The sequence below is a fragment of the Nocardia flavorosea NBRC 108225 genome (assembly GCF_001613385.1).
Lineage (GTDB): Bacteria > Actinomycetota > Actinomycetes > Mycobacteriales > Mycobacteriaceae > Nocardia > Nocardia flavorosea.
This window is the reverse complement of the sequence record NZ_BDCG01000002.1, coordinates 538,886-565,682: the sequence shown is the minus strand read 5'-3', so window position 1 is coordinate 565,682 and position 26,797 is coordinate 538,886. Positions and strand designations below refer to the sequence as shown.

Annotated in this window: 25 protein-coding genes; 11 read left to right on the top strand and 14 right to left on the bottom strand. The window is 67.7% G+C overall.

The window, feature by feature from the left end:
* The first annotated feature begins 11 nt into the window (after window positions 1–11).
* Complete coding sequence (locus NFL01S_RS02775; RefSeq protein WP_062971036.1) at window positions 12–995, top strand: helix-turn-helix transcriptional regulator; 984 nt, start codon at window positions 12–14, stop codon at window positions 993–995.
* 249 nt (window positions 996–1,244) lie between these two features.
* Here the strand turns inward: NFL01S_RS02775 and NFL01S_RS02770 are convergent, their stop codons facing one another.
* The 4 genes from NFL01S_RS02770 to NFL01S_RS02755 form a co-directional block, all read right to left on the bottom strand.
* Window positions 1,245–2,861 carry an acyl-CoA synthetase gene (locus NFL01S_RS02770; protein ID WP_062971034.1) on the bottom strand — a complete coding sequence of 539 codons (1,617 nt, stop codon included), beginning with the start codon at window positions 2,859–2,861 and terminating at the stop codon, window positions 1,245–1,247.
* A 42-nt stretch (window positions 2,862–2,903) separates the two neighbouring features.
* Complete coding sequence (locus tag NFL01S_RS02765; RefSeq protein ID WP_157116177.1) at window positions 2,904–4,154, bottom strand: hypothetical protein; 1,251 nt, start codon at window positions 4,152–4,154, stop codon at window positions 2,904–2,906.
* A gap of 5 nt (window positions 4,155–4,159) precedes the next feature.
* Window positions 4,160–4,711, bottom strand: a complete 552-nt coding sequence (locus NFL01S_RS02760; protein WP_062971030.1) for a hypothetical protein — start codon at window positions 4,709–4,711, stop codon at window positions 4,160–4,162.
* Between the two features lie 116 nt (window positions 4,712–4,827).
* Window positions 4,828–5,025: a ferredoxin gene (locus NFL01S_RS02755; RefSeq protein WP_033246257.1), complete on the bottom strand. Its 198-nt coding sequence runs from the start codon at window positions 5,023–5,025 to the stop codon at window positions 4,828–4,830.
* A gap of 319 nt (window positions 5,026–5,344) precedes the next feature.
* Here NFL01S_RS02755 and NFL01S_RS02750 point away from each other — a divergent pair, with 319 nt between their 5' ends.
* From NFL01S_RS02750 to NFL01S_RS02730, 5 genes are read left to right on the top strand one after another with little or no spacing between them, the layout of a single operon-like run.
* Entirely contained in the window at window positions 5,345–5,773 is a 429-nt protein-coding gene (locus NFL01S_RS02750) for a carboxymuconolactone decarboxylase family protein (protein ID WP_062971028.1), read from the top strand.
* Window positions 5,774–5,833: 60 nt separating this feature from the next.
* Window positions 5,834–6,703, top strand: coding sequence for an LLM class F420-dependent oxidoreductase (locus NFL01S_RS02745; RefSeq protein WP_062971026.1), 870 nt, complete (start codon window positions 5,834–5,836; stop codon window positions 6,701–6,703).
* Between the two features lie 2 nt (window positions 6,704–6,705).
* A complete protein-coding gene (locus NFL01S_RS02740; RefSeq protein ID WP_062971024.1) occupies window positions 6,706–8,001 on the top strand; it encodes a glycosyltransferase family 4 protein in 1,296 nt (431 codons plus the stop codon).
* Entirely contained in the window at window positions 7,995–8,726 is a 732-nt protein-coding gene (locus tag NFL01S_RS02735; RefSeq protein WP_062971022.1) for a class I SAM-dependent methyltransferase, read from the top strand. Before NFL01S_RS02740 ends, NFL01S_RS02735 begins: the two co-directional genes overlap by 7 nt.
* Window positions 8,713–9,777, top strand: coding sequence for a glucosidase family protein (locus NFL01S_RS02730; RefSeq protein WP_062971017.1), 1,065 nt, complete (start codon window positions 8,713–8,715; stop codon window positions 9,775–9,777). The genes NFL01S_RS02735 and NFL01S_RS02730 overlap by 14 nt, the downstream gene beginning before the upstream one ends.
* 406 nt (window positions 9,778–10,183) lie before the next feature.
* Here NFL01S_RS02730 and NFL01S_RS02725 read toward each other — a convergent pair whose 3' ends face one another.
* From NFL01S_RS02725 to NFL01S_RS02710, 4 genes are all read right to left on the bottom strand, one after another.
* A complete protein-coding gene (locus tag NFL01S_RS02725; protein ID WP_062971015.1) occupies window positions 10,184–11,050 on the bottom strand; it encodes an LLM class F420-dependent oxidoreductase in 867 nt (288 codons plus the stop codon).
* Window positions 11,051–11,330: 280 nt separating this feature from the next.
* Window positions 11,331–11,981 carry a GntR family transcriptional regulator gene (locus NFL01S_RS02720; RefSeq protein WP_062971372.1) on the bottom strand — a complete coding sequence of 217 codons (651 nt, stop codon included), beginning with the start codon at window positions 11,979–11,981 and terminating at the stop codon, window positions 11,331–11,333.
* 51 nt (window positions 11,982–12,032) lie between these two features.
* Window positions 12,033–13,001 (bottom strand): hydroxymethylglutaryl-CoA lyase-like TIM-barrel protein, encoded by a 969-nt coding sequence (locus NFL01S_RS02715; RefSeq protein WP_062971013.1) that lies wholly within the window; start codon window positions 12,999–13,001, stop codon window positions 12,033–12,035.
* The gene (locus tag NFL01S_RS02710; protein WP_062971011.1) at window positions 13,001–14,233 is read right to left on the bottom strand and encodes a CaiB/BaiF CoA transferase family protein; all 1,233 of its coding nucleotides are present in this window, start codon (window positions 14,231–14,233) and stop codon (window positions 13,001–13,003) included. Before NFL01S_RS02710 ends, NFL01S_RS02715 begins: the two co-directional genes overlap by 1 nt.
* Before the next feature lie 406 nt (window positions 14,234–14,639).
* On the opposite strand from NFL01S_RS02710, the gene NFL01S_RS02705 reads away from it, so the two are divergent.
* Window positions 14,640–15,830, top strand: coding sequence for a 2-hydroxycarboxylate transporter family protein (locus NFL01S_RS02705; protein ID WP_062971009.1), 1,191 nt, complete (start codon window positions 14,640–14,642; stop codon window positions 15,828–15,830).
* A gap of 485 nt (window positions 15,831–16,315) precedes the next feature.
* On the opposite strand, the gene NFL01S_RS02700 is transcribed toward NFL01S_RS02705, so the two are convergent.
* Entirely contained in the window at window positions 16,316–17,707 is a 1,392-nt protein-coding gene (locus tag NFL01S_RS02700) for an amidohydrolase family protein (protein WP_062971007.1), read from the bottom strand.
* The gene (locus NFL01S_RS02695; protein WP_245670481.1) at window positions 17,704–18,897 is read right to left on the bottom strand and encodes a CoA transferase; all 1,194 of its coding nucleotides are present in this window, start codon (window positions 18,895–18,897) and stop codon (window positions 17,704–17,706) included. The genes NFL01S_RS02700 and NFL01S_RS02695 overlap by 4 nt, the downstream gene beginning before the upstream one ends.
* A 193-nt stretch (window positions 18,898–19,090) precedes the next feature.
* Between NFL01S_RS02695 and dctP the strand changes: the two genes are divergently transcribed.
* Window positions 19,091–20,374 (top strand): TRAP transporter substrate-binding protein DctP, encoded by a 1,284-nt coding sequence (gene dctP, locus NFL01S_RS02690; RefSeq protein ID WP_062971005.1) that lies wholly within the window; start codon window positions 19,091–19,093, stop codon window positions 20,372–20,374.
* Between the two features lie 44 nt (window positions 20,375–20,418).
* On the opposite strand, the gene NFL01S_RS02685 is transcribed toward dctP, so the two are convergent.
* From NFL01S_RS02685 to NFL01S_RS02670, 4 genes are all read right to left on the bottom strand, one after another.
* Window positions 20,419–20,664, bottom strand: coding sequence for a hypothetical protein (locus NFL01S_RS02685; RefSeq protein WP_062971003.1), 246 nt, complete (start codon window positions 20,662–20,664; stop codon window positions 20,419–20,421).
* Window positions 20,665–20,766: 102 nt separating this feature from the next.
* The gene (locus NFL01S_RS02680) at window positions 20,767–21,558 is read right to left on the bottom strand and encodes an SDR family NAD(P)-dependent oxidoreductase (protein WP_062971001.1); all 792 of its coding nucleotides are present in this window, start codon (window positions 21,556–21,558) and stop codon (window positions 20,767–20,769) included.
* A gap of 28 nt (window positions 21,559–21,586) precedes the next feature.
* Complete coding sequence (locus NFL01S_RS02675; RefSeq protein ID WP_062971000.1) at window positions 21,587–22,591, bottom strand: MaoC family dehydratase; 1,005 nt, start codon at window positions 22,589–22,591, stop codon at window positions 21,587–21,589.
* Window positions 22,581–23,468, bottom strand: a complete 888-nt coding sequence (locus NFL01S_RS02670) for an HpcH/HpaI aldolase/citrate lyase family protein (RefSeq protein WP_062970999.1) — start codon at window positions 23,466–23,468, stop codon at window positions 22,581–22,583. Before NFL01S_RS02670 ends, NFL01S_RS02675 begins: the two co-directional genes overlap by 11 nt.
* A gap of 168 nt (window positions 23,469–23,636) precedes the next feature.
* Between NFL01S_RS02670 and NFL01S_RS02665 the strand changes: the two genes are divergently transcribed.
* Genes NFL01S_RS02665 through NFL01S_RS02655 form a run of 3 tightly spaced genes read left to right on the top strand, consistent with a single transcriptional unit; the run spans window position 23,637 to window position 26,457 of the window.
* Window positions 23,637–24,791 carry an acyl-CoA dehydrogenase family protein gene (locus NFL01S_RS02665; RefSeq protein ID WP_062970998.1) on the top strand — a complete coding sequence of 385 codons (1,155 nt, stop codon included), beginning with the start codon at window positions 23,637–23,639 and terminating at the stop codon, window positions 24,789–24,791.
* Window positions 24,792–24,793: 2 nt separating this feature from the next.
* Window positions 24,794–25,246, top strand: coding sequence for a MaoC family dehydratase (locus tag NFL01S_RS02660; protein WP_062970996.1), 453 nt, complete (start codon window positions 24,794–24,796; stop codon window positions 25,244–25,246).
* A gap of 14 nt (window positions 25,247–25,260) precedes the next feature.
* Complete coding sequence (locus tag NFL01S_RS02655) at window positions 25,261–26,457, top strand: acetyl-CoA C-acetyltransferase (RefSeq protein WP_062970994.1); 1,197 nt, start codon at window positions 25,261–25,263, stop codon at window positions 26,455–26,457.
* The last annotated feature ends 340 nt before the right edge of the window (window positions 26,458–26,797 follow it).

Sequence of the window (26,797 nt, the reverse complement as noted above, 5' to 3'; positions counted from 1 at the left end):
GGCTGGACTGTGTGACAGAGAGTGACGAACGGGGTACCACCGAACGAGTGCTCACCCTGCTCGGGTTGTTGCAGCAGCGCCGAGTGTGGACGGGCCCCGAACTCGCCGACCGGCTGCGGGTCACCTCGCGCACGATCCGGCGCGATATCGAGCGGCTGCGCGCGCTCGGGTACCCGGTATACGCCGGTCAGGGCGTCGGCGGCGGGTATCGGCTCGGCCCGGGACAGGATCTGCCGCCGCTGCTGCTCGACGACGAGGAAGCGATCGCCACCGCGGTATCACTGCTCGTGGGGGCGGGCGGCGCGAGCACCGGCGATGCTGCGTTGCGGGCGCTGACCAAAATCGACCGGGTACTACCTACCCGGTTGCGGCACGAGGTGCGCACCCTGGCCGGTTCGGTGGAGTCCTTCGGCAGCGGCCGCCCACCGGTCGATGCCGAAGCGCTGATGACACTCGCCCGGACCTGCCGCGACGAGGTGGAGGCAGGTTTCGACTATCCCGCCGCCGGCGGGAAACAACGCCGCCGGGTCGAACCGTACCGCCTGGTGGCATCGGACCGGCGCTGGTACCTGCTGGCCTACGACCTCGATCGCGACGACTGGCGCACTTTCCGCGTCGACCGGATGACCGCGGTAGCCGCCCGCACCTGGCGTTTCCGTCCGCGCCCCGCCCCTGCCGCGGCCACTTACGTGCAGGAGGGCGTGGCGAGCCGGGCCTATCCGCACAGTGCGCGGTTCCTCGTCCGTGCACCGGCAGAAACCGTCCGCGAACAGGTTCCGGTGGCGGCAGCCGTGATACGGCCACGAGGCGACGACCACTGCGAACTGCTCAGCGGCGCCGGTGATCTCGATCGCGTACTCGCGCACGTACTGTTGCTGGGACACGAATTCGAGGTGCTCGACCCGCCGGAACTGGCGGTTCGCTGCCGCACGCTCGCCCAGCAACTCCTACGGGCCGGCGCATCAGCCGCCCCGCAGCCGGGGCCCGAGCGGTAGCCGGGTGCGGTGTGCCGCGGTCTCGTTGCGCCCGCCGGCGGGCGGATGGCCGGACTCCGGCCCACGCTCCTCTCCCTGGCCGGCCACCTCGGGCTCGACCGCGGCCACCCATCGCAGAGCGCGGTCCCATGTTCTGCGATGGCCGGCGCAGTGGCTCCTCATAGGTGTTCGGCCGGGGGTAGCGATTCGGCCGCGGGCCGGAATCGGAGTCGTGAACTGTCGGCGGGCACGGCGTGAGTCCGGTGCTGCCTACTCTCGATCGGCGCGGTAGTCGGGCGCGTGCCCCGCCGCGTACTTCCGGGCCCACGTGTAGTCGGGCTTCCCGCTGGGGGAGCGGGTCACCGTCTCGGTGACCCAGATTGCCCGTGGCACCTTGTATCCGGCGAGATGACCGCGGACATGGGCCTGTAGATCGGGCAGGTCCAGCGTGCCGCCCGCGTCGGCCGACAGGCTCACCACAGCGGCCACCTGCTGACCCCAGCGTGGATGGTCGACTCCGATCACGGTCGCGTCGTAGACGGCGGGATGGGCTTTCACCACGCCCTCCACCTCTTCGGCGAACACCTTCTCCCCGCCGGTGTTGATGACCATATTGCCGCGGCCGATCAAGCTGATCGTGCCGTCGTCTTCCAGAATGGCCCGATCGTCGGTGATGACGATCCGTTCACCGTCGACCGTTTTGAACAGTTTCGCGGTCTTGGCCTCGTCCTTGTAGTAGCCCAGCGGCACCGCTCCGGTTTTCGCCAGCCAGCCCTGGTCGCCGGGCTGTACGGGCCGGCCGTCGTCGTCGACGACCACCGCGCCGCGACCGATCGAGACGCGGGGTTTACGGGACGGGTCGGTATCGCGTTGAGCGAATCCGATCCCGCCGAAACCGGTTTCGGAGGAGCCGATGGAATCGGAGACGAACAGGTTCGGGATGAGATCGAGGAGATCGTTTTTCGTGGCCTGGGTGAGCAACGCCGCACCGGAGGCGATCATGAACAGGCCGGTGCTGTCGACCGGTGCGGCGCGGTAGGAGTCGATCAGCGGCCGGGCCATGGCGTCGCCGGTGATCACCATGACTCCGGGCCGCTCTGCGGCCACCGTCTGCCAGACGGCGGCCGGATCGAAGCGGGGTTCGAAGATCACGCAGTTCCCGGACCACAGCGCGATGAACGTGGGCATCATCGCCGCCAGATGCATCAGCGGCGGCAGGATCAGCCAGGTGGAGGGCTCCCCGGCCGCGCCGGTACGGGACTGCTGGTATTCGTCGGCGACGGGCTCGTTGCTGTAGAAGTCGATTCCGCCGCCGAGGACCCGCCACATATCCTCTTGCCGCCACAGCACACCCTTGGGCATCCCGGTGGTGCCACCGGTGTACATGATGAACCGGTCATCGGCGGTGCGGGTGATGTCGGGGCGGGTCGCGGGGGCGGCGTCGGTGACCTCGGCCAGGCAGTCCACTTCCGTATCCGCCGCGGTCCGGTCGTCGGCCGCGCACAGCAGGTATTTCAGCCGCGGTGACCGCTGCGCCGCCGCGCGCACCGCCTCCCCGTAGCAGGCGTGGTAGACGAGGTGCTCGAGGTCGGCGTTGTCATAGAGGTAGGCGAGTTCGTCCGGCCCGTACCGGAAGTTGATGTTCACCGGGGCCGCCGCCAGTTTGAAGCAGGCGATCAGCGTCTGCATCGTATCGATGCTGTTGTGCATCTGGAACCCGACGTGGGTTCCGCGTCCGACGCCCACCGATGCGAGATGGTGGGCGAGCCGGTTGGCTCGCTCGTCCAGTTCGCGGTAGGTGATGCGCCGGCCCTGTTCGACGAGGGCGATCCGGTCGGGCATGGCGTCGACGGAGTGTTCGAACAGGTCGGCGAAATTATTTGCCATATCAATCCTGCGGTGCTGGCGGAACCTCCCCGGGTGGGAGGATCAGAGAACGGTGAGGGGAAGCGGTATGCCGCGGTCGGTGAAGCTGAATTCGACGCCGGTGCTGAATCGGGTGATCGCCACTTCCGAAGCCTCTGCGAACGGTTCGGCCGCCGCGGTGATCTCGGCGGTCCAGCCGCCCGGACCGTTGTCGGTGACGCGGCTGTAGAAGTGCGGGTTCACGCCCCGCACCAGGGCATCCAGTGGACCGAGATGATCGGGGTCGATCATCGACGGCCATGCGCGGTCGGTGAGCGCACCGCTGGCGCCGGGGAACCGGATCTGCACGCTATCGATGCCGGGCTCGACTTCGACATCGGTGTAGTGCAAGGGGTTCAGTGCCGGGTGGATGCGCAGGACCTGTGCGAGCGCGTCCGTATCGTCGCCCAGCCCGAGACAGGCACGGATCCGTTCGGAGGCGACCCCGGCGATCCCCGTGAACTGTTTACGCCCGATTTCCAGCGCCGAATCGTCGTCGGTGCGTTCGTGGACGGCGATCATGAAACCGAGCACCAGCAGATGCTGTTGCAGGCACACCTCCTCGGCGATGCGCACGAGTGCGGAATGGGAGAAGTCCGGGAACCGCAGATCGCTGAGCAATGGTCCGCTGTAGTCGGCGCGGCCCTCGCCGGTGGGGTCGATCGCGGCAAGCGGTAGCCGGGCGGCCACCGATTCCGCGACCAACGGCGCATTGCGCGGAACCTCCGGCGGCGTGTGGGATTCGTCGATGATCACCGTCCACGCGCAGACCGGATGCCGGTCGGCGGGTACGCGCGGCGGGCGGTGGATCGGCCGGACCTGGGCGTATTTGTTGGTTGCCAGCGCGGTGGCATCGAAGGTGGGATCCTCGATATCGTGGCACATCGCCTTCACGTAGGGCTCGCCCATGGGTTCCACATCGGCCAGCGCCCCGCAGTGGTCGAGCCAGAACTCGCCGTGGCGGGAATCGTCGACGCGGAACCGGAAATCCATGAATTGCGGCGGTGCCCCGATATCGAGCTGGAGGCCCTTGAAGATGGTGACGATATCGTCACCGGTATACCCGAGAGCCTGCTGCATCCGGCGGGTATAGACCGGACTGGACAGCTGCCATTCCTCGATCGCGACTTCGGCCATCCCCTCCCGGCCGAAGGCGGAAATACAGTGCGCCATCCCGGATCGATCGATGAGCTGCCCGCACAACAGCAGCTCGGGTACCAGGGCCGCCAGAGCCTCCCGGCTCAGTGCATGGAACCTGCTGGTGGGTACGGTCATCGGAGTCACCACAGCGACGCCGGGGCGGTGCCGATCCGGTACCAGCCGGGCAGCCGGGAGGCGGTGGATTTCGCGATCCGCTCGTTCATCGGTTCCGACATCGCCTCGTCGGTCATCATTTCCAGGAACAGCGCCGAGACATTGCCGAAATCGAAGAAATCGCGCTGCCACGACCACTGGTAGTCGCCGCCGTACCGGAACCAGCTGCCGCCGATTCCGTTCACCGTGTACAGGCTGCCGTCTTCCCGCGGCGTGGTGGTGTACTGCTGCTTCCAGAACCCGATACAGTCACCGCTGCGCTCGTCGATGACGAACTGCTGGTACGGGTATTCCCAGCCCTGCAGGCCTTCCATTTCCTGGCCGAGGGCCAGCTCGCGGATCTCGTCGCGGCCCACCGCCATGAACTCGTCCTTGGGGCCGTAGTTCCAGCCGTAGGTGGCGTCCGCGGTGTACATCTCGGCCAGCGGCTTCCAGTCGCCCAGCTTCTCGCAGCGCTCGTTCTCGGCGATCCAGCGGCGCACCATCTCGTCGAGTTCGGCGCGATCGAAACCTGTCATCGGTGTTGTTCCCTTTCCGAAAGAACCTGCGGGCTGTGCATCGGTTCGGTGGTTGTGCTCGTCGGGCATCAGGGCGCATATCCGCGCCGCCGGAGCCGGCGAGGGGTGTGGCTTGCTCAGTCCGTGTCGGCGACGAGCAGAGCCTGGGTCGGGCAGTAGCGCACGGCATTCTCGACGTCGGCCTTGTGTTCGGGACCGGGGTTCGGGTCGAGGATCTCCACCTGGCCGCGTTTGGGTACGGCGAAGATGTCCGGCGCCTCGGCGGCGCAGACGGCGTGCCCCTGGCACAGGTCCATATCGGCCACGATCTTCACGGTGTGTGCTCCCTCGGCGTCGGATGTTCCGAGAACGAGTTCTTCCCGGTTCGCGCGGGGCGAACCCCTGGGGAAGACACATAGCTGGACATGTGTCTGGACGCTACCACCGGCGACTGCGTCCGACAACGATTCAGCGATTTTTCCAGAACTCGGCGCCGCTTCGAGGTGATTTGCGAATGCCGCCACGGCCGGCGGCCGGTCGGCCGGTGACGGGGCCGACGAGAACACGTTCTTGCGTGGCGGAGAGTGTCCGAATTATATTCCGTACACCTGTCCAGACACTTTCGCCGGACCGTTGCGGCGCCGAAGGAGCAGCATGACCGATCCCACGACCCAGCCCGCGGCGAACGACCCCGCAGCGCTTCCCACGGTGCGGGAGCGGGGGCTGGCCAAAATGGCGGAAGTCTACGGATGGGAATTCCAGGACGGCCCCGGCGACCATTTCGCCGTCACGGCCGACCACCTGTTCGCCGATATCTGGTCCCGCCCCGGGCTGTCGTTGCGGGATCGGCGGCTGCTGTTGCTCGGCGCGCTCACCGCACAAGGCCTGTTCGATGTCGCCGGTATCCAGATCGGCGCCGCGCTGAAGAACGGGGAACTCGACGAAACCGCGTTGCGCGAGATCTCCCTGTTCCTGTGCCACTACGTGGGCTGGCCTGCCGGCACCTCGCTGGACCATGTGATCGGCGCCCAGATCGATCAGCACGCCAAAGCCGCGAAGAAGGCCGCCCGCAACGGTCAGTGACCACCTCCGCCGGGACGCTGCCGCGGCCCGCTCCACCACCCCGACAGACAAGGCTCAGGTATGCGCTTCGGCATCGTTCTGTTCACCAGTGATCGCGGGATCAGTCCCGCAGCTGCCGCCCGCGCGGCCGAGGACAACGGATTCTCCTCGTTCTACGTCCCCGAACACACCCATATCCCGGTGAAGCGCGAGGCCGCCCACCCGCAGACCGGGGACGCCACCCTGCCCGACGACCGCTATATGCGCACCCTCGACCCCTGGGTCTCGCTGGCCATGGCGGCCGCGGTCACCGAACGCATCGAACTCGCCACCGCGGTCGCACTGCCGGTCGAGCACGATCCCATCACCCTCGCCAAAACGATCGCCTCCCTGGACCACCTCTCCGGCGGCCGCGTCACCCTCGGCGCCGGTTTCGGCTGGAACACCGACGAGCTGGCCGATCACGGCATCCCCGGCAACAAACGCCGCACCGCGCTGCGCGAATACCTGGAGGCGATGCGCGCCCTGTGGCGCGAGGACGAGGCGTCCTACGACGGCAAGTTCGTGCAGTTCGGACCGAGCTGGGCCTGGCCCAAACCGGTCGACCGCACCGTTCCCGTGCTCATCGGCGCGGCGGGCACCGAACGCACCTGCGCGTGGATCGCCGCCCACGCCGACGGCTGGATCACCACGCCCGGCGAAACCGATATCTCCGGTCGTCTGGCGACCTTGAAGAAGGCATGGGCCGATGCCGGCCGCGAGGGTGTGCCGCGGGTGGTGGCACTGGACTTCAAACCCGACGCCGACCGGCTCGCCGCCTGGGCCGCTGACGGGGTCACCGATGTGCTGTACGGGTTGCCGGACAAGCCGGAACCGGAGGTGCGTGCCTACCTCGAACGGCTGGCTGGCAAACTGCGGGACATGAATTCGATCACCCGTGAGGTCAGCTAGCCGTGCGAATTGCCTTGTTGTCCTACCGCAGCAAGCCTCATTGCGGTGGGCAGGGGGTTTATGTGCGCCGGCTCAGCGCCGGATTGGCCGAACTCGGCCACCAGGTGGAGGTGTTCTCCGGCCAGCCCTACCCGGCCGACCTCGACCCGCGCGTGACCTTGACCGAGGTGCCCAGCCTGGACCTCTACCGTGAGGACGACCCGTTCCGCACACCGCGGCCCGGCGAGATCCGCGACCGGATCGATCTGCTGGAACTGGCCACCATGTGGACTGCCGGGTTCCCCGAACCTCGCACGTTCAGCCTGCGCGCGGCGCGGATCCTGCGCGACCGGGTTCAGGATTTCGACGTCGTCCACGACAACCAGTGCCTGGGCAGCGGGCTGCTCGATATCGCCCGGCGGCTGCCGCTGGTCGCGACCGTGCACCACCCCATCACCAAGGACCGGGAGGTCGATCTGGCGGCCGCGATCTGGCGGCGCAAACCGCTGGTGCGCCGCTGGTACGGATTTCTCGGTATGCAGCAGCGCATCGCCCGGCAGATCCCCGATCTGCTCACCGTGTCCACCTCGTCGGCGACCGATATCGCCGACGATTTCGGCGTCGACCCGGCGCAACTGAAAGTGGTCCCCCTCGGCGTGGACACCGAACTGTTCGCGCCGCGGGGGCCGCGAGTTCCCGGCCGGATCGTCGCCGTCGCCAGCGCTGACAAACCGCTCAAAGGTATCTCGCATCTCCTGCAGGCGCTCACCCGGCTGCGGGTCACCCACAAGGTAGAACTGCAGCTGGTCGCGAAACTGGAACCGAACGGGCCGACCGAGAAACAGATCGCCGAACTCGGGCTCTCCGATATCGTCACCGTCCGTCCCGGACTGACCGATACCGAACTCGCCGAACTTCTCGCTTCGGCCGAAATCGCGTGCATCCCCTCCCTGTACGAGGGCTTCTCGCTGCCCGCGGTGGAAGCGATGGCCTCGGGCACTCCGCTCGTGGTCAGCCGCACCGGTGCCCTGCCGGAGGTCGTAGGCGAACCCGGCGTATGCGCCGAACTCACCCAACCCGGCGATTCGGCCGCCTTGGTCCAGGTGATCGGCCGTCTGCTCGACTCGCCGCAGATCCGGAAGCGGATGCAGGCCGCGGGCCGCGAGCGCGCCGTCTCCGTATTCAGCTGGGAATCGGTGGCCGCACAGACCGTGCAGGTGTACCAGAACGCGATCGACCGGCACGCCGGGCGAGTCGTGGGCGACCGGGGAGCCGGCGCATCCGCCCAGCTCACCACCACAGGAGGCGCATCGTGCTGACCGTCGACTTCGACCGCGCCGGGATCGGCCCCGGCACCCGGGTCATCGATGTGGGCTGCGGCGCCGGCCGTCATTCCTTCGAGGCCTACCGGCGCGGCGCCGATGTGGTCGCCTTCGACCAGGACGCACCCGAACTCGCGAACGTCGCCACCATGTTCGAGGCCATGGCGCAGGTGGGGGAGGCCCCGGCCGGTGCGAAGGCCGAGGCGGTCGAGGGTAACGCCCTCGACCTGCCCTACGGTGCGGGCGAATTCGACGTCGTGATCGCGTCGGAGATCCTCGAACACGTGCCCGCCGACGACGCCGCCATCGCCGAACTGGTACGCGTGCTGCGCCCGGGCGGCCAACTGGTGGTCACCGTGCCGCGCTGGCTGCCCGAACGGGTGTGCTGGGCGCTGTCGGACGAATACCATGCCAACGAGGGCGGGCATATCCGCATCTACAAGGCCGACGAACTGCGCGACAAGATCACCGCTCGCGGGCTGCGGCATACCCACCGCACCCATGTGCACGCCCTGCATTCGCCGTACTGGTGGATCAAATGCGCGGTCGGCGTGGAGAAACCCGACCATCCGCTGGTGCGTGCCTACCATCGGATGCTGGTGTGGGACATGATGAAACAGCCGCTGCTCACCCGGACCGCGGAAAAGGCGCTCGACCCGCTGATCGGTAAGAGCGTGGCCCTGTACTTCAGCAAACCGGCGGTGACCCGTGCCGCCGGTTGAGCTACCGTCGGTCCCCTCGGTCCTCACCCGCCGCCAGTGTCTGCAGACCGCGCAATCCATCGCCGCCGACCAGGAATCCTCGGGCGCCATCCCGTGGTTCTCCGGCGGCCATACCGACCAGTGGGATCACGTGGAGTCCGCGATGGCGCTCACCGTGGCCGGTCTCCGTGACGAAGCCGTCGCTGCCTACACCTGGTCGGCCCGCACCCAGCGGCCCGACGGATCGTGGCCGATGCAGTTCCGTGACGGCGAGGTCGAGAACGCCGCCACCGATGTGAATTTCTGTGCCTATATCGCCACCGGCCTCTGGCACTACCTCGCCATCACCGGTGACACCGCTTTCGCGTCCGAAATGTGGCCGGTCGTTCGCGCGGCCATCGACCTAGTCATCGACTGCCAGGGCGACCAGGGCCAGATCTACTGGCTGCGCGACGGCACCGATATCCTGCCCGAAGCGCTGGTCACCGGTTCCGCCAGCATGTACCACAGTCTCGGCGCCGCACTGGAATTGGCGCGCTGCCTGGGGGATCCGCATCCCGAGTGGGAATCGGCCCGCACCCGGCTCGGCAGTGCGCTGCGCGAGCATCCGGAGCTGTTCACGGCCAAGGACCGGTACTCGATGGACTGGTACTACCCGGTTCTCGGCGGCGCATTGCGCGGTCCTGCCGGACAGGCGCGGATCGCCGAACGCTGGGATACGTTCGTGGTCGGCAATATCGGTATCCGCTGTGTCTCGGACCGCCCGTGGGTTACCGGCGCGGAAACCTGCGAACTGGTGCTGTCCCTCGATGCTCTCGGCGACCGTGACCGCGCCCACCAGCTGTTCGCGAATATGCAACACCTCCGCGAAACCGACGGCTCGTACTGGACCGGCCTGGTGTATGCGGACGGGAAACGCTGGCCGGTGGAACGCACCACCTGGACCGGCGCCGCGGTGATCCTCGCCGCCGACGCCCTCTCCCGGACCACGCCCGGTAACGGTATTTTCCGCGACCTCGCGGCCGACGCCGTCCCCGCCCGGCCGGTACCGCTACCGGTCAGCAGCGGGTAGTCTCCTCCGTCCGTCGAACGCCGCATGCGTCCCGGAGGTCAACGCCCGGCGACCGTCCCTCGCTGAGCGCCCCGGTCGGCTCGTCCGCGAGACCATCCGGAGCCGACGTGGACCCACCTCAGTAGATCGGTGCCGGGCCGAACAACCACCGCGCCTGCCCTCGAGCGCAGTGGCGGTTCGACGACCGGGCGTCGAACAAGTAAATCGGGGAGCAGGATATTCACAATCCCTGGGAGTTCTCGGGATCGGCGGGGCTGCCGCCGGTGGGGTGGCGGGGCGACTCGGGAGGTTCGTGAACTCCGCGCGGCAAGCCGGTGGGCGACGGCGCACACTTGTTCCTCACCCACTGGGTTCGGCACGATGCCGCGCAGCCGTGGGGTGCCGACGATCTCGACCGGTCGCCCGGTCAGAGGTCGGCGAGTTGCGGAACCACCGGTGCGATGCTGTCGACCCATGCCGCGGGTGCCCCACCGGGCGGCATCACGATCGCGGTGTGCACGCCGAGTTCGGCGTAACCGGCCATCCGGCGGACGAAATCGTCGAGTGCGGCCGGATCCGGGCTGCCGGCCAGCACGGTTTTGCGGATCCGCTCGTAATCGGTGCCGACGTCGTCGCAGTGGCGGCGCAGTACGTCGAGTTTGTGTGCGACTTCCTCTGTGCTGGAAGCGAACAGGTTGCAGGCGTCGCCGTACTGGGCGACCAGCCGCAGGGTCCGTTTCTCCCCTCCACCGCCGATGAGTACCTTCGGCCGGTGGATCGGCTGCGGGGAACACAGAGTTTCGGCCAGCTGGTAGTACTTTCCTTCGAAAGGCCCGTTGTTTTCCGGATCCCACATCTGCGCGCAGATCCGCAATGTCTCTTCCAGCCGGTCGAACCGTTCGCGGACCGGCGGATACGGCACGCCCAGGCCTTGATGCTCCCGCTCGAACCACGCCGCGCCGATCCCCAGTGCCGCCCGTCCTCCGGACAGGACATCGAGTGTCGTCACGATCTTGGCGAGCACACCGGGATGCCGGTAGGTCACTCCGGTCACCAGCAGGCCGAGTTCGATGTCGGTGGTGTGTGCGGCCATATAGCCGAGGCTGGTGTAGCCCTCCAGCATATTCGCGTCGGCGGGCAGGCCGGTCGGCTCGATCTGGAAGAAATGGTCCATGAACGACAGCCAGCTCGCCCCGGCCTGCTCCGCCGCCGCGCCCACACGCGCCAACTCCCCGGCAATGGCGGCGGTGCCACCGTCGATATCGAATATCGGTAGGTGAAAACCGAGGTCCATACGTCATCCCCTTGTGATGGTGGGTACTAGGTCGCTCATACGCTACGACCTGGAGAGCGCTCCAGGTCAAGAGTCACGTGGAGTGTCTCCCACGGAATCCGGCCGGACTCCCCGACGATGTGGAGTTCAGCGGGCGGTCGTGCATACCTGCCAGGAGCGCCTCGCAGTCCGGCGAGCGGCGTCGCCGACCAGGAGCCGAGGCCCGCTGCGCAGCAGCCACCGGCGCGATCCAGGCGTCACGCGAAGCGACCGGCAGCTGGGCGATCAACCGAGTCTCGGATCAGCGGACCGCCGTTCGTGGTGGCGTCGGCACTACGCTTTTGACAGCAGTGTGGAATCCCGCGCGGATGTGTGCACGCATGACGGCTTCCACCCATTCGGCGTCGCGGTACGCGACGGCGTCAACGATCTCGAGGTGGTGGTTTGCACTGCGCCGCAGTTCCTCCGGGCCGTAGCTGCGGAGTGTGCGTGATGCGACTATCGGTTTGAGCAGTCCGAGGGCGACGTCGGCCAAGCGTCGGTTGGGACAGCTTGCCAGGATCGTGGTGTGGAAGTCGTGATTGAGCGCGGCGATCTCGGTGAGAGAGCCTGCAGCGCTCACCTCGTCACGCATCCGCAGGGCTGAGGCCCTCAGCAGATCGATGGTTTCCGACGACATCGCGGTGGCCGCGAGTCCCGCGGCCCGGGGCTCGACGAGGGATCGGAGGTCGAATGTAGCCTCCACCGATTCCTCGGTCTGCTCTCTGACGCGGGCACCCTTGTTTCGTTCGACGACGACGACACCGGTATTGGCGAGTTCTTTCAACGCCTCCCGGATGGGGGTACGGCTCACCCCCATCCGTTCGGCGAGCTCGGTCTCGTTGAGCTTTTCCCCGGGACCGTAGTGCCCGGCGACGACCAGCTCGAAGATGCGGTCACTCAGCTCGGACACGACCGCCACCATTCACGGGTCGTTCACTGCGCTTGTCCACGCAACCCATTCTTACCCATGTGTTCGGCCGGGAGCTTCCTCGGGCCATCGGGCATGTGCCAGTTCGTCACGCGTGCCGCCGCGGGTGACGAACGAGTAGGACGGTATCCCTGTCGCCTCGGCGACCGTGTCCACCGCCTTCAGGTACAGCGTGAGGTCGATCCCGGTGGCGATGCCGAGCTGGTCGAGCAGCACGATCAGATCCTCCATCGGCGCGTTCCCGAGAACGGACGGATCACCCGGAAACCACATGTCCCCGCCGAGGCCGCCGAACGAGCCCTCGAGCCAATCGGCTCCTGCGGCCAGGCTCGCAAGCGCGTTGATCCCGCTCAACCCGTTGCGATTGTGTAGATGCACCCCCACCGGGACGTCGGGGTGTTGGGCCTTGACCCGTCGCACACCGTCGGCGAATTCCCGAGGCGACTCCATACCGCTGGTACCGGCGAGATACAGCGAATCGGTCCCGGCCTCGACGACCCGGGCGACAACGGTGTCGAGCTCCCTGACGGGGATCGGACCACGACACGGCGCGAAGAACGCGGTGGCCACCGCCGCAGTGACCTTCTTATCGGTGGCCTGAGCCTCCTCGACGATTGCGGAGAAGTCGGTGAGCAACCGTTCCGGAGTCGTGTTCTGGTTCTTGACCGCCGTGTTCGGATCGACCGGGATGACGGCGACGATCTCGTCGATCCGGGTCGCGCACGCACGTTGCGCTCCGCGCAGATTCGGCACGAGGGCCTTGTAGGTGATCCCGTCACGGCGGGGCGCCTGCGCGATCACCTGTTCGGCGTCGCCGAACTGCGGCAACACCTTGGGGTGGGCGAAGGAAGTGATCTCCACCGTGGTGAAGCCGGCGGCGAGCACCTGCTCGAGTATCTCCAGTTTCGCCTCGGTGTCGAGAATCCCGCCCACCGCCTGCAGTCCGTCGCGCAGGCCGACCTCGACCAACCGGGCCGTGCCGGGCAGTCCGTCGAGCACCATCAGACGTCACCTTCTCGACGCAGCGTCTCGATGTCGTCGGTGGTGTAGCCGGCGACGTCGGCCAGCACCGTGTCGGTGTGTTCACCCAGACGTGGGCCGGGCCACCGCACCGAGCTGTCGGTGCGGCTCAACCGCGGGAAGGCGTTCTGCATCGAGATCGTGCCGAACGTCGGGTGCGCGGTCTCGATGATGCTGTTGCGTGCCCGAAACTGCGCGTCGTCGAGCATATCGACCGGCCGGTAGATCTTCCCGACCGGAACTGCGTGTTCGAGCAGTAGATCTTCGAGCGCCTTGGACCCTTGGGTCAGGGTGAACTCGGCGATCAGGTCGTCGAGTTCCTGCTGCCGTTCGCCGCGGGCGTGATGGCTGGAGTAGCGTGGATCGGTGGCGAGTTCGGGTTGCCCCATCGCCGTGGCGAGGCGAGTGAAGACGGTGTCCTGGTTGGCGGCGATGAGTACCCAGCCGCCATCGGCGGTCGGGTAGACGTTGCTCGGCGCCACGTTCGGAAGGATCGCGCCGCTGCGCTCGCGCTGGTGGTTCGAGATGACCCATTCCGGCACGATCGATTCCATGATCCCGAGCACGGCCTCGTAGATTGCCGAGTCGACGACCTGCCCGCGACCGCTACGGGTCCGCTCGTAGACCGCACCCAACGTCCCGATCGCGGCGAAGAGCGCTGCCAGCGTATCGCCGATCGAAATCCCCATCCGGGAGGGGGGAGTGGAGGGATCACCGACCACATACCGCAGCCCGCCCATCGCCTCGCCGATCGAACCGTATCCGGCACGGTTCGAATATGGTCCGGTCTGTCCGAAACCGGAAACCCGCGTCAGGATGAGCTCGGGATGCTCGGCGGTCACCTCTTCGTACGACAGACCCCACCGCTCGAGTGTTCCCGGCCGAAAGTTCTCGACGACGATGTCGGCCCCCGCGATCAACCGTTTTGCGACCGACTGCCCTTGGGCCGTCCGCAGATTCACCGTTACCGATTTCTTGTTGCGGCCGACGACCGACCACCACAGCGACTCGCCTTCGGGCAGGCTGCGACCCCACTCTCGCATCGGATCCCCCTTGCCGGGCTGCTCGAGTTTGATGACCTCCGCGCCGAGATCACCGAGGATCTGGCCGCAGAACGGGCCGGCGAGCAGCTGTCCCATCTCGATCACTCGAAGCCCCGAGAGGGGGCCGGCCGCGGGACCTTCGGTCTCGGGCTGGACGGTTGACTGTGTCATGGGTGTCTCCTAATCGCCGGCTGAACACCGGGAAACACTGGACGCCGGACGTGATATGTACACAATAGCCAGTCATTTCCGGTGAATATTCGCTGATTATTTCTAACAGGACACCAAAGTGTATACAACGGGGTTGACTCGGTGACAGGCGCCACATACGGTGGTCGTCATCGGCCGGGGGCACGAGACTCGTGCGTCGCAGATGACGACGGCCCTCGGCTGCTCACATCGCCATGCCAGGAGTACGGATTGCCTTCAATCGACACGACCGACCCCGTATCCGGGTCGGTCAAGGGCGGCACAAGGTCGGACATGAACGCGACGCTGGGACTCCCCCTGCGATGGTTCGTGCCGATGGCCCTCGTGGTGATCGTGCTCGGTTACCTGTTCACCCCCACCGGGGGGCATGACGGCGGGCTTTGCCCTGACCATGGCGATCGGCGGTCTGCTCGTGGTGATCGGCAACGCCATTCCCGGTTTGAACCGGATCGGCGGGGGCGTGATCCTGGCCGTTCTTGTTCCGGCGATCCTGTTCGGCTACGGCCTGATGCCCGACCGGACGGCCGACGCCATCACTGACTTCTACCAGCTCTCGCAGTTCGGCGAATTCATTGTGGCGGCGTTGATCGTCGGCAGCATCCTGGGTATGAACCGCTCGCTGCTCATCAAGGCGGGGTCGCGCATCATCGTTCCGTTGATCGCGACCATCACGATCTGCTTCACCCTCTTCGGCCTCATCGGCCTGGCCACCGGGTATGGCGTCGACCGGATGCTCTTCTTCGTGGTCGGTCCCGTTCTGGGCGGGGGCGTGGCGGCCGGCGCCATCCCGATCTCCGAACTCATCGCACAGAACGCCGGCGGAAGCTCGGACGAGTATCTGACGCAACTCGTTCCGGCGATCGTCGTCGCCAACATCATCTGTATCGCAGCAGCCGGAACCCTCGCCTGGTTGGGGCGTCGGAACCCGAACCTGTTCACCCGATTCAACGGCTACGGTAGCCTTGCCGCCTCCGGCATCGAATTCAAGGCACCGGTGGTGAAGAAAGTCGCCCCTGCCGATGGGGTGCGCGCGAGCATCATCGGACTGTTCACCGCGGGCGTGCTGTTCACCGTGTCCGACGCGATCTCGACGTACACGCCGTCCATCCATGGGTACGTCTACCTGATACTGATCTGCTCACTCGCCAAGATCTTCCTGCCGCTGCCGGACTTCCTGGTCGAGGGCGCTGACCTGTGGTATCGGCTGGTGGCCGCCGCACTCATCCCCGCCGTCCTCGCCGCGGTGAGTATCGTGGCAATCGACTTCCGTGAGGTGCTCTCACTCCTCGGCGACCCGGTGTACATGATCTCGACGGTGGCGGTGGTGATCGTCGCGCTGCTCGCGGCCGGTTTCGTCGGATGGCTGGTGAAACTGAACTTCATCGAGTCGTCGATCTCCGCCGGACTCGGACTCGCCGACTTCGGTTCCAGCGGCGACCTTGCCGTCCTCGGCGCGGCCGATCGCCTGGAACTGCTGCCGTTCCTCTCGATCTCGTCGCGCATCGGCGGGGGGCTGGTCGTTCTGTCCCTGTCCCTCCTCGGACCGCTGGTCTTCTGACGCCTCGGAGAAGACGGCGCCGCAAGGCACACCGCTCGCCGGGACCGTGCGCGATATCGACGCCACCGGCGGTCACCCGCGCGCCCGGAGAGACAGCATCGAGCATGGTGTTGAAATCGTCGATGGTCGCCCGCGCCGGCTGGGTGTTCAGCCGGGGTGATGTCGATGTCGGTCCATCTGCGCGCCGGCGGTGGGTGTCACCGGGTGGTGGCACCCGGACCTGAAGTGGTCAGGTACACACCGACAGATGCGGGTCGTGCAGTCCGATCGCCGCTGGGTAGGACCCGAGAAGTCCTGCCTCGCTGCCGATTCGGCACCCGGAAGCGTCCGCGCACTCCGGTGTCGTGGCGGAGGTGGCGAGTACCACGCGGGGCATGGAGGGGCGATCTACGATGGAACCGAAAACCGGGAAGGTCCGCTCGCCTGAGTCACCTGGGCGGCGCCGCGGTCGCGCGATCCGGATACCTCGATACATGTCCGGACGACTATCGCGCAAAAACTACCTCTCCCCGGATGAGGGTCGTGCGCACCGCGTCGGCGGTGGGGTGCGGCAACATGTGTTCGATCGGCCGGTCCAGCAGTACGAGGTCGGCCGGCGCGCCCGCCACCACGGCGCGGGCCGGGCCGCCGGGATCATGCAGCGGGGTGAGGTAACGGCCGAGGGCCTCGGCCGGCCCGAGTGTTTCGGTGGCACCCACCACGAGACCGTCGGGTGCGCGGCGCGCCGCGGCCGCGGCGATTACCTGCCAGGGATCGAGCGGTCCGTACGGGGCATCACTGGAAAGTGCCAGTCCTACGTCGGCTTCCGTGAGGCTCCGGCAACGATAGAGATCGGGCAGGTCGGCGGGTTCGATTCGGCGCCGGTAGTCGTCGCCGCGATCGGCGAGGAAACCCGGCTGGGTCACCACGGCGATCCCGAGTCGGCGGAGGGTGGCGATGGATTCCGCCGGAATCAGCGCCCCGTGCTCGATCCGGTCGCCGGGAAATGTACCGGTTTCGTCGAATGCGGCGAGCAGGATGAGCAGCGCTTCGCGGCTCACGCAATGCACGGCGACCGGGCGGCCGAGGGTGTGGGCGTATGCGATGGTCTTCACGAGGGTGTCGATATCGGGGAGCCCGGAATCGGCCAGCACGATCTTGTACGCGCCGGTGGTCACTTCGGGCCCGCCGGTGCGGCCGAGCGGGACGCCGAGGAGGTTCAGCCGCTGGGGGAGCGTGCCGGTCCGCCTCGCCGCCACCAAACCGGCAAGCGAGTCGTGCGGTAGATCGGGTGTGGCGTCGGTGATTCCGGTGATTCCGTAGCGGGCGAGCCGGGCACCGATGTCGGTGAGATCGGGCGGGCCGGTCTCGGGCAGCCGCGACCGCAGCCAGGTATCCGCGCGCCAGACCCGCCCCGTGGCGCGGCCGGACTCATCACGTTCGACTCCGGGTTCGGTCGCCGTCTCGAGGCCCACCAGGCGGGCGGCGGTGGAGTTGAGCGTCCACATCGCGCCGCTGCGATGCTGCATGCGGACCGGGCGGTCACGGTGCAAGGCGTCGAGCCCTGCCGAATCGAGTATTCCGGCGACCGTTTCGACGTAGCCGACTCCCCGGATCCATCCGTTCCCCGGCGCCGCGGCGAGTGCACGGGCGAGGTCGCCGGCGGTGCGTACCCGCGGGGGGCCGCAGCGCACCGAGTTCGTATCCGCGGCCAGGGCGTGGAGATGCAGGTGGTGATCGTGTAGTCCCGGCAGTAGTGCCCCGCCGCCGGCATCGAGAGTGGGCAGGCCGGTCAGCGGCACGCCGGGCCCGACCGCGGCGACAGCGCCGCCGCGGATCAGGACGTCGGCACGGTTCCCCGCGGATATCTCCGCACCGCGGATCAGAAGCTCCGTCATCCGGACCGCACACCCAGTTCGGCGAGAACGGCGGCGGTGTCCCGGCCACTCTCGGCTGCCACGCCCCTCGGCTCGCGCCGGCCCGGAGCGCGGACTGCCGAATCGTCGACCGGCACGGTGGTCGAGCCGTGATCGAGGGTCGCGGCGATCACCGCCGACATGGCGATATCCCACAGCCGGCCCGAACCGTCGGCGGGTGCCGACATGGCCAGTACCGCCGCGGTCAGCCCCGTCAGCGGATCGGCGATCGCATCGCCCACGAACAGCGGCGCGTTCCCGCCGGCGCGCGCCACCAGGCCCGCGGTCGCGGCGATATCGTCACCGAAACCGATCCGGTTCGACGCCCTTCCGTGCGCGGTGATCGAAATCCAGGTACCGCCGGATCCGGCGAATTCCGCCGCGTCCAGCCCGAAACCGGCGAGTGCCCGCGGCCGGGAGGCCTCGATCACGATATCGGCGGATTCGACGAGCTCATGCAGGGCGCGACGCTGCCTATCTACACCCGGATCGAGAACAACGGATTCGTGACCGCCGTGCAGCAGCCGGTAGAACTCGGGATCTCCGCGGCGGGCACCGTCGGGCCGGGCCGGAGTCTCGACCTTGATGACGCGGGCGCCGGCCAGCCCGAGGAGATGGGCGCACAGCGGGCCCGCCCACAGCGCGCTGAAGTCGACGACGCGTAGTCCGGTCACCGGGCGCGCGACCAACGGCTCCGGGACCTCGGCGGGGACGGTATCGATCGGGCCCGCGGCCAAACCCAGCAGCTCGGCGCGTTCGGCGAGTTCGGCGCCGGTATGCGTCTGCAACCAGTCCGCCACCGCCGGCCACGGATCGTCGCCGATATCGGCACAGACCAGGGCGCCGAGGAGAACGGGGTCGTCCGGGCGGGCGCAGCTGACGGCGGCCCAGCCGTCGGCAGTGGGCAGCAGGCGGCAGTGCCGGCCGGCCGATATCGTGCCGCCGCGGCGGGAGCCGGTGAAGGCGGCGCGTTCGGACAGCAATCGCGCACCGTCCAGGCGGACTCGGCCGCCGGTGGTCGCCGCGATTCGGTCGGTATGCCGCCGGGCGGTCGATGCTGCGGCGCCCGGGGGGATGAGCGGCGGCCCGTCGGTATACCCGGTGAGCGCGGGTATACCGCTGTCCAGCCAGTCGCGCAGTCGCTGTGAGTTTTCTCCTGCCGCCTCGGACACTGTCCGATGCTACCCCGCGCTAATAATCATGCGCAGGAATAAATGAGGCGCATAGATATTGACACCGGCGAAATTCAGACGCATGATTAGCATCATCACAGTGAGGCGGCTCACTCTCGATGCGAGGGTTGTGTCCACGAACCAATCAGCGCGCATCGTGTCCCAGCCGTCGGTTCCATTCGAGGGAGACTCAGTGTCGAAGTTCTTCACCCGCGCGGGCACGGCCGGTCGTGTCGGTGCTCTCGCTGCCGCCGGCGCGCTCGTGCTCGCCGGTTGCGCCGAATCGGGCCTCGGCGGCGCGAACGGTGGCGGTACGAGCGTCGCCTACGGCGCCACCAAAGCCGAGTACCAGGCGGCCTTCGCGGATATGGACACGATCCTGCTGCATACGCAGTCGCCGGGTGCCAAGGGGTCGGTCGCCGGGTCGTTCGTGGAGAAGTATGTCGACGCCGTGGAGGACTGGTCCGGCGGCAAGATCACCTTCGAGGTCGCCTACTCGGATGCCATCGCCAAAGCCACCGAGATCGACGACGCGATCGGCGACGGCCGTCTCGATATGGGCCAGGTGCTCACGGTGTACGAGCCGAAGGAGTTCCCCGCGTCGGCCGCGCTGCTCGACGCCGGGGTGCTGTCGGACCAGAGCGTGGTCACCGGCACCATGCAGTCCAATGCGTGGCCGGCCGAGGTGGCGTTCTCGACGCCCGAGATCGTCGCCGAGTTCGAGGACAAGGGCCTCCACCTGATGATGCCGGCCTACAACGCCGGCGTGAACGCCCTCTTCTGCGCGCAGCCCACCACGGGCCTGGCGGATTTCGCGGGGAAGAGCATCTCGGTGGGCAGCACGGTGGCGGGCGAGCAGGTGTCGGCCCTCGGCGGAACCTCCACCTCGGTCGCCTACACCGAAGCCTACGAGGCATTGCAGCGCGGGGTCATCGACTGTGCGATGGTCAGCCCGTCGGCCGCGCAGATCGGCGGCCTGATCGAGGTGGCCCCGAACACCGTGATCGATCCCGCGGCCGGGCTGGCCGTGCCCACGGGCAATATGGTGTTCAACTCCGACCTCTGGGCCAACCTGCCGCTGGCTGCCCGGCAACTGCTGTGGGACCGGCTCGACGTCTTCCTCGGAGCCTCGATCGAGGACAAGATCTGGCCGGTGACGGCGAATGTCGTCGAAGAGATCGAACAGTACGGGGGAGCGGTTGTTCCGTTCGCCGGCGACGCCCGCGCGCGGCTCACCGAGGCCAACGACAAGATCGTCGACGGAATCGCGGAGAACTCGGCGCTCGACGGTGCGGCCTTCGCGACCGCGGTCCGGGAGAAAACCCGGAAATGGAGCGATATCATCGCCGATCTCGGCTACGGGAACGATACCGACTACAACGGTTTCGGCGAATGGTTCACTGCCGGGAAGATCGATATCGATCCGTACGTTCAGCGGGTCTTCGAGGAAGTTCTCCTCGACCGGCGGCCTGCCTGACCCGGCGTTGTCGGCGGTCTCGTGTCCGGATCGGGTCGCGGCGGTCACCGGTAGCCGATATCGCGTGGCCCGCCCGGATCTTGCGAGGCCGCCCACCGCAGCTGGTAGCCGCGCCGCAACTGGGTGCGGAGGCCGGAACGGGTGGTGCGGAGATATGGCGGACCCCTGGCGTCGCCCTCGACTCCGGTGGCGACGAGATCGTTCTGGGCGGATTGCCGGGCCGGGCGGTTCGCGCCTCCGGCGCAGTCGCTGTGCGCAGGAGGGCAGCGGATCCGATCGGTGCCCGGCACACGGCGGAACCCCTGTTATGGCTGTGCGGTCCTCGTGCCCTCGCGCAGACGAGAAAGCCCGGTGGGGCGGAGCTCCTGTCCCACCGGGCTTTACGCGTTCGATCAGAAAGCGCTGCGGCCACCGTCGACGGTGTAGATCCCGCCGGTGATCCAATTCGCCTCATCGCTGGCCAGGAACAGCGCGGTCGCGGCGAGATCGTCCGGGCTGCCGAGCCGGCGCAGGGGGAAGCGGGCGGCGGCGTCGGCGTCCAGCACGGCCTGATCGGTATTCGGGGCGGCCGCGCCCCGGTCCACCCGCGACCGATAGACCAGCGGGGTCGGGATGGTGCCCGGGCAGATCGCGTTGACGCGCACATTGTCGGGTCCGTAGGTGACCGCCATCTGCTTGGTCATGGCGATGACTCCGCCCTTCGCGGCGGTGTAGGGGAAGATCCCGGGCAGGCCGATGAGTCCGCCCATACTGGCCTGATTGATGATCGATCCGGTCCGCCGTTCGATCATGTGGGGCAGCGCGTACTTCGAGGTGAGCCACACACCCTTGAGGTTGATCGCGATAACCCGATCCCACTCGTACTCGGTCGTATCCGCAGCGTTGCCCGCGCCGTTGATCCCGGCATTCGCGAACACGATATCGAGCCGGTCGAACTCGGCGAGTGTTTCGGCGATCATGCGCCGGGAATCGGCATCGGAGCTGACGTTCGCGGTCACCGGCAGTGCGTGCCCGCCCGCCGTGGTGATCTCCGTGGTGACGGATTCGGCAGCCGTGGGGTCGAGGTCGACGACGGCGACCGCCGCGCCCTCGGCGGCGAAGCGCAGTGCCGAGGCGCGGCCGAGTCCCGAACCTGCGCCGGTGACGAGGGCGATCTTGCCGGCCAGGCGTCCGGTCGTGCTCATGGTGAAACCTCTCGTGAGTAGGTGGGTATCAGGCGAACAGGGCGGTGAACCGCCAGTCCAGCACCGGGGCGGGGGCGTCGTCGCCGCGATGGGCGTATACGCACGACCGGAGGTCGAGCGTGCCACCGCCGCCGGGTAGCGCTTCGGCGGCCTCGACGTACAGCGAGCTGGTGAGGGTGTCGCCTTCGTGGACGGGGCCGGTGTGGTCGCAGGACTGCCAGCCCAGGACGGTCACCATATCGGGTAGTGCGCGACAGGCCTGGGCGAATGCGAGGCCGATCGTATGACCGCCGTAGACGAGGCGTCCGGCGGCGCCGGCTCGCTCGTCGTGATGGGTGGCGGCGATATTGAGGGTCAGTCTGGCCAGCTCGGGTGCGCTCGAGACGACATCGCCGCTGGAGGTGAAGGTCGTGCCGGCCAGCGACGGATCGAAATGGGTGCCGGGGACGCGCGCACGATAGGCAGCCAGATCCAATTCGGCCGGCGCGCCGTGCTGTGGTGCGCTGTCCGGCTCGAGAACGGAGAGGTCGTCGCTCTGCGCAGGCGCGTCCGGAGCGGGGTCTTCCCGCAGGGGCAGCATGGCGCAGCGGTGGAAATCGAGTACCGTCGCGCCGTGCTGGTCAGTTGTGGTGATCCGCAACGCGGCCAGGCCGGTCGGCCGGCGCCCCGGCTTGGCCGAATTGTGTTTCAGCCCGGCCACTCCTGTCGTGGTGTGCAAGGTGTCGCCGATACGCGGCAGCCGGTGGAACCGCAGTCCCCGGTAGAACAGGTTGGCCTTGACGTGGTGGGTGACCAGCGTGGACTGGCCGATCGACAGGTCGGCCACGAGCCCGGGGTGTGCCACCGGGGCTCCGGCGACGGCGGTGGCCAGATGTGCGTCCAGGGGCAGGCGGAGCCGGTCGCCGAGGATGCTCTGGTGGACGGCGGAGAGACCATCGGTGAGCGTGACCGCGGGGGCGGTATCGAAGATCTGGCCGACCCTCAGTTCGTCGAAGTACGGTCCGCCGACGGTGCGCGCGGTATCACTGCTCATCGCCGGCTCCGGCCATCGAGAGGGTGCGGCGTGCGGCTACCGCGAGGGCCTCGTCCAGCATCTGACCGTCCAGTTGGGCGGCTCCCGCTCCGCGGGCGGCGGCTTCCGCGAGTGTGGACAGCACGCGCCGCGCCTGCTCGGCCTGTTCGGCGGTCGGGGTGAACGTGGTGCGTACCGTGGCGATCTGGGCCGGATGAATAACCCATTTTCCGTCGAACCCCAGGTCGGCGACCCATTGCGTTGCTTCCCGGAAGGGCTCGTCGTCGGCGATACCGAGGAACGGCCCGTCGACGGCTTGGATACCGGCCGCCCGGGCGGCGTGCAGCACGCGGTCCTGGACGAACAGCCATTGATGCGGGGGCGCTGTGCGGGTCCGGCCGAGGCCGGCGCCGAGATCGGCGTACCCGATCACAACCGCCGCCAGGCGGGGACCGGTGACGATCTCGTCGATGGCGCCGACTCCGGCGGGTGTTTCGATCAGGGCCTGTACGGACACGGCGGTCCCGGCGCCGAGCAGGGAATCGGCGGCGACCAGGTCCGTACGGCTCTCCACTTTCGGGATCACGATCGAGGTGAGAGCATCACCGAGCGCAGCGCAGGCCGCGAGGTCCTCGGCGAACCAGTCGGTCGTCCGGCTGTTCACCCGGATCGAGACCGGCCGGGTCTGCCCGTATTCCTGGACCAGTTCCGAGGCCAGCGCCCGGGCATCGGCCTTCGAGGCAGGGGTGACGGCGTCCTCGAGATCGAGGATCACCTCGTCCGCGCTGCCGGAGAGCGCTTTTCGTGCTTTCTTCTCGTCGGAGCCGGGGGCGACGAGTGCTGCTCGTCGGCGGATGATTCTCACGGGCTGTCCTTCTCGATCGTGCGCTGCCTGCATGGATTTCGCCGGGTCGGGTCGCCCGTGCCCGGCGACCGGTAGGGGCGGCCCGCAAACGAAGACCATGCATATGCTTATCATGATTGACATTTTCTTTCAGCCGGTCGACTATGGCCGTACGGATCTCCGCGGGCTCGCCGGGCCCGCCACACGGTGAGGACATCGCGCGTGAGCTACTACCTGAACGACGAAGAAGCGCTGCTGGTACGAACGGTGCGCGAGTTCATCGATCGTGAGGTGAAACCGTCGGTACAGGAGGTCGAGCACGCCAACCGGTACCCGGAGGCGTGGATCGATCAGATGAAGCAGATCGGTATCTACGGGCTGGCCGTACCGGAGGAATTCGGCGGCACACCGGTGTCGATGCCGTGCTACGTACAGGTCACCGAGGAATTGGCCCGCGGCTGGATGTCGCTGTCCGGCGCCATGGGCGGCCATACGGTCGTCGCGAAGCTGATCGGGCTGTTCGGTACCGAAGACCAGAAGAAACAGTATCTGCCGCGGCTGGCCACCGGTGAGATCCGGGCGACCATGGCGTTGACCGAGCCCGGCGGCGGCTCGGATCTGCAGGCCATGACCACCCGTGCAGATCGTGACGGCGACGATCTGGTGATCAACGGGGCCAAGACCTGGATCACCAACGCGCGGCGGGCCGGAGTTATCGCCCTGCTCTGTAAAACCGACCCGGCCGCGACCCCGCGGCACCGGGGGATGTCGATCGTGCTCGTCGAACACGGGCCCGGACTCACGGTGTCCCGGGACCTGCCCAAACTCGGCTACAAAGGCGTGGAGAGCTGCGAGCTGTCGTTCGACGGCTACCGGATCACCGCGGATGCCATCCTGGGTGGCGTGCCCGGTAAAGGTTTCGGGCAGATGATGAAGGGCCTCGAAACCGGCCGCATCCAGGTGGCTTCGCGGGCGCTGGGTGTCGCCGCGGCCGCCCTCGAGGATTCGCTCGCCTACGCCCAGCAGCGGGAGAGCTTCGGCGAACCGATCTGGAAGCATCAGTCGGTCGGTAACTATCTGGCCGATATGGCCACCAAACTCACCGCCGCCCGCCAGCTCACCCGCCACGCGGCCGAAATGTACGACCGCGGTGAACGCTGCGATATGGAAGCCGGAATGGCGAAGCTGTACGCCTCCGAGGTTGCGATGGAGATCGCCCTCAACGCGGTTCGCATCCACGGTGGGTACGGGTACTCCACCGAATACGACGTCGAACGCTACTTCCGGGACGCCCCGCTGATGATCGTGGGCGAGGGGACCAACGAGATCCAGCGCAATGTGATCGCGACCCAGCTGGTCGCGCGCGGGGGTCTGTGAAGATGCGGGTTTTCCAGGGAATCGACGAGGTGGCGGCCGCGGTCGGAACCCACCTGGGGTTCAGCGACTGGATAGAGGTGAGCCAGACCCGGATCGATGCCTTCGCCGACGCGACCGGCGACCACCAGTGGATCCACGTGGATCCCGGACGGGCGGCCGCGGGTCCCTACGGCAGCACGATCGCGCACGGGTACCTGACACTGTCGCTGCTACCCGCACTGAGTGCCACGATCTTCGATATCGACGGCGTCCGCATGAAGATCAACTACGGCATGAACAAGGTCCGCTTCCCCGCGCCCGTACCGGTCGGATCGAAGATTCGCTGCGGCGCCCGGCTGGAATCGCTGGAACGGACGCCCAAGGGCGCGAACCTGATCACCACCTACACCATCGAGATCGACGGCGCGCAGCGTCCGGCGCTGGTCGCCGAGACCCTCCGCGTCCTGGTCGGCTGAGGAGCGAATTCCCCATGACACGCGCAGCATTGGTGGCGCCCGTCCGTACCCCCGTGGGCCGCTTCGGCGGAGCGTTGAAAGATGTGCCGGCCGTAGCCTTGGCGACCACCGTCATCAAGGAAACCGTCGCGCGATCCGGAATCGACCCCGACCGTATCGACGATGTCGCCCTGGGCCAGTCGTATGCGAACTCGGAAGCCCCGTGTATCGGCCGCTGGGCCGCCCTCGACGCCGGACTGCCGATCTCGGTCGCCGGATTGCAGACCGACCGCCGCTGCGGCACCGGCCTCCAGGCATTGGTGACCGCCGCGATGATGGTGCAAACCGGTGCCGCGGAGGTCGTACTCGCCGGCGGTGTGGAATCGATGAGCACCATCGAGCACTACACGACCGGCGCGCGCTGGGGCGCCAAATCCGGTGGACTCCAGCTGTTCGACCGGCTCGACCGTGGTCGCGAACGATCCCAGCCGGAATGGCGATTCGGCCGGATCAGCGGGATGATCGAAACCGCCGAGAACGTCGCGGCGAAGTACGGGATCACCCGGGCGGAATCCGATCGGCTCGCCGCGGAAAGCCATCAGCGCGCCCACGCGGCCTGGGAGGCCGGGCGCTTCGACGCCGAAGTGGTATCGGTCGAGGTCACCGACCGCAAGGGGGCGATGACGGTATTCGCCCGGGACGAGGGGATCCGGCCCGAGACCAGCGCTGATTCGCTCGGCGAGCTACGGTCGATCCAGCCCGGCGGTGTGGTGACCGCGGGTAACGCAAGCCAGCAGAACGACGCCGCCGCGGCGGTCCTCGTCGTCGCCGAAGACCGCCTCGACGAACTCGGTCTCGAGCCGATCGGCTTCCTCGAAGGCTGGACGGCGGCCGGCTGCGATCCTGCGCTGATGGGTCTGGGACCGGTCGCGGCCGTGGAGAAGCTGTTCGCCCGCACCGGGCGTGGCTTCGCCGCCTACGACCTGGTCGAACTCAACGAAGCCTTCGCCTGCCAGGTCCTCGGGGTCCTCCGAGGATGGGGGTGGGACGATCGGGACAGGTTGAATGTCAACGGTTCCGGGATTTCGCTCGGTCATCCCATCGGTGCCACGGGGGTGCGCATGCTGACCACGGCGCTGCACGAACTCGGCCGCCGCGGCGGCGGCCGAGCGCTGCTCACGATGTGTATCGGCGGAGGCCAGGGGATGGCGGCGTCGGTGGTCTCCGCCTGAAACCGGCCGGCCCGCCCGGCGGTCGGCGCTACTCGCCGCGGACGGAGTCGATCGGTAGCGAATACGATCGGCCGGGCCACCACAGGTCCGGGCGTCCACCGGTGCGTCGCCCGCCGTTGTCCGACTTCGGATGGCGGTGGTCCCGCAGCGTGATCGGGTTTCGCCGTGACTACCGAACCCGGTGGCAGGTCGGTCTGGGATGGCGGCGCGGTCGTTCGAGCACCGGGAACGGTCCGGTTCAGATACTCGGCGACAGCTGAACCAGCAGTTCACCGAGCGTGCGCGCGCCGGCGACGGGCCACGCTCCGCCCGTTGCCGGCAGTGAGAGAGCGCGGTGGCG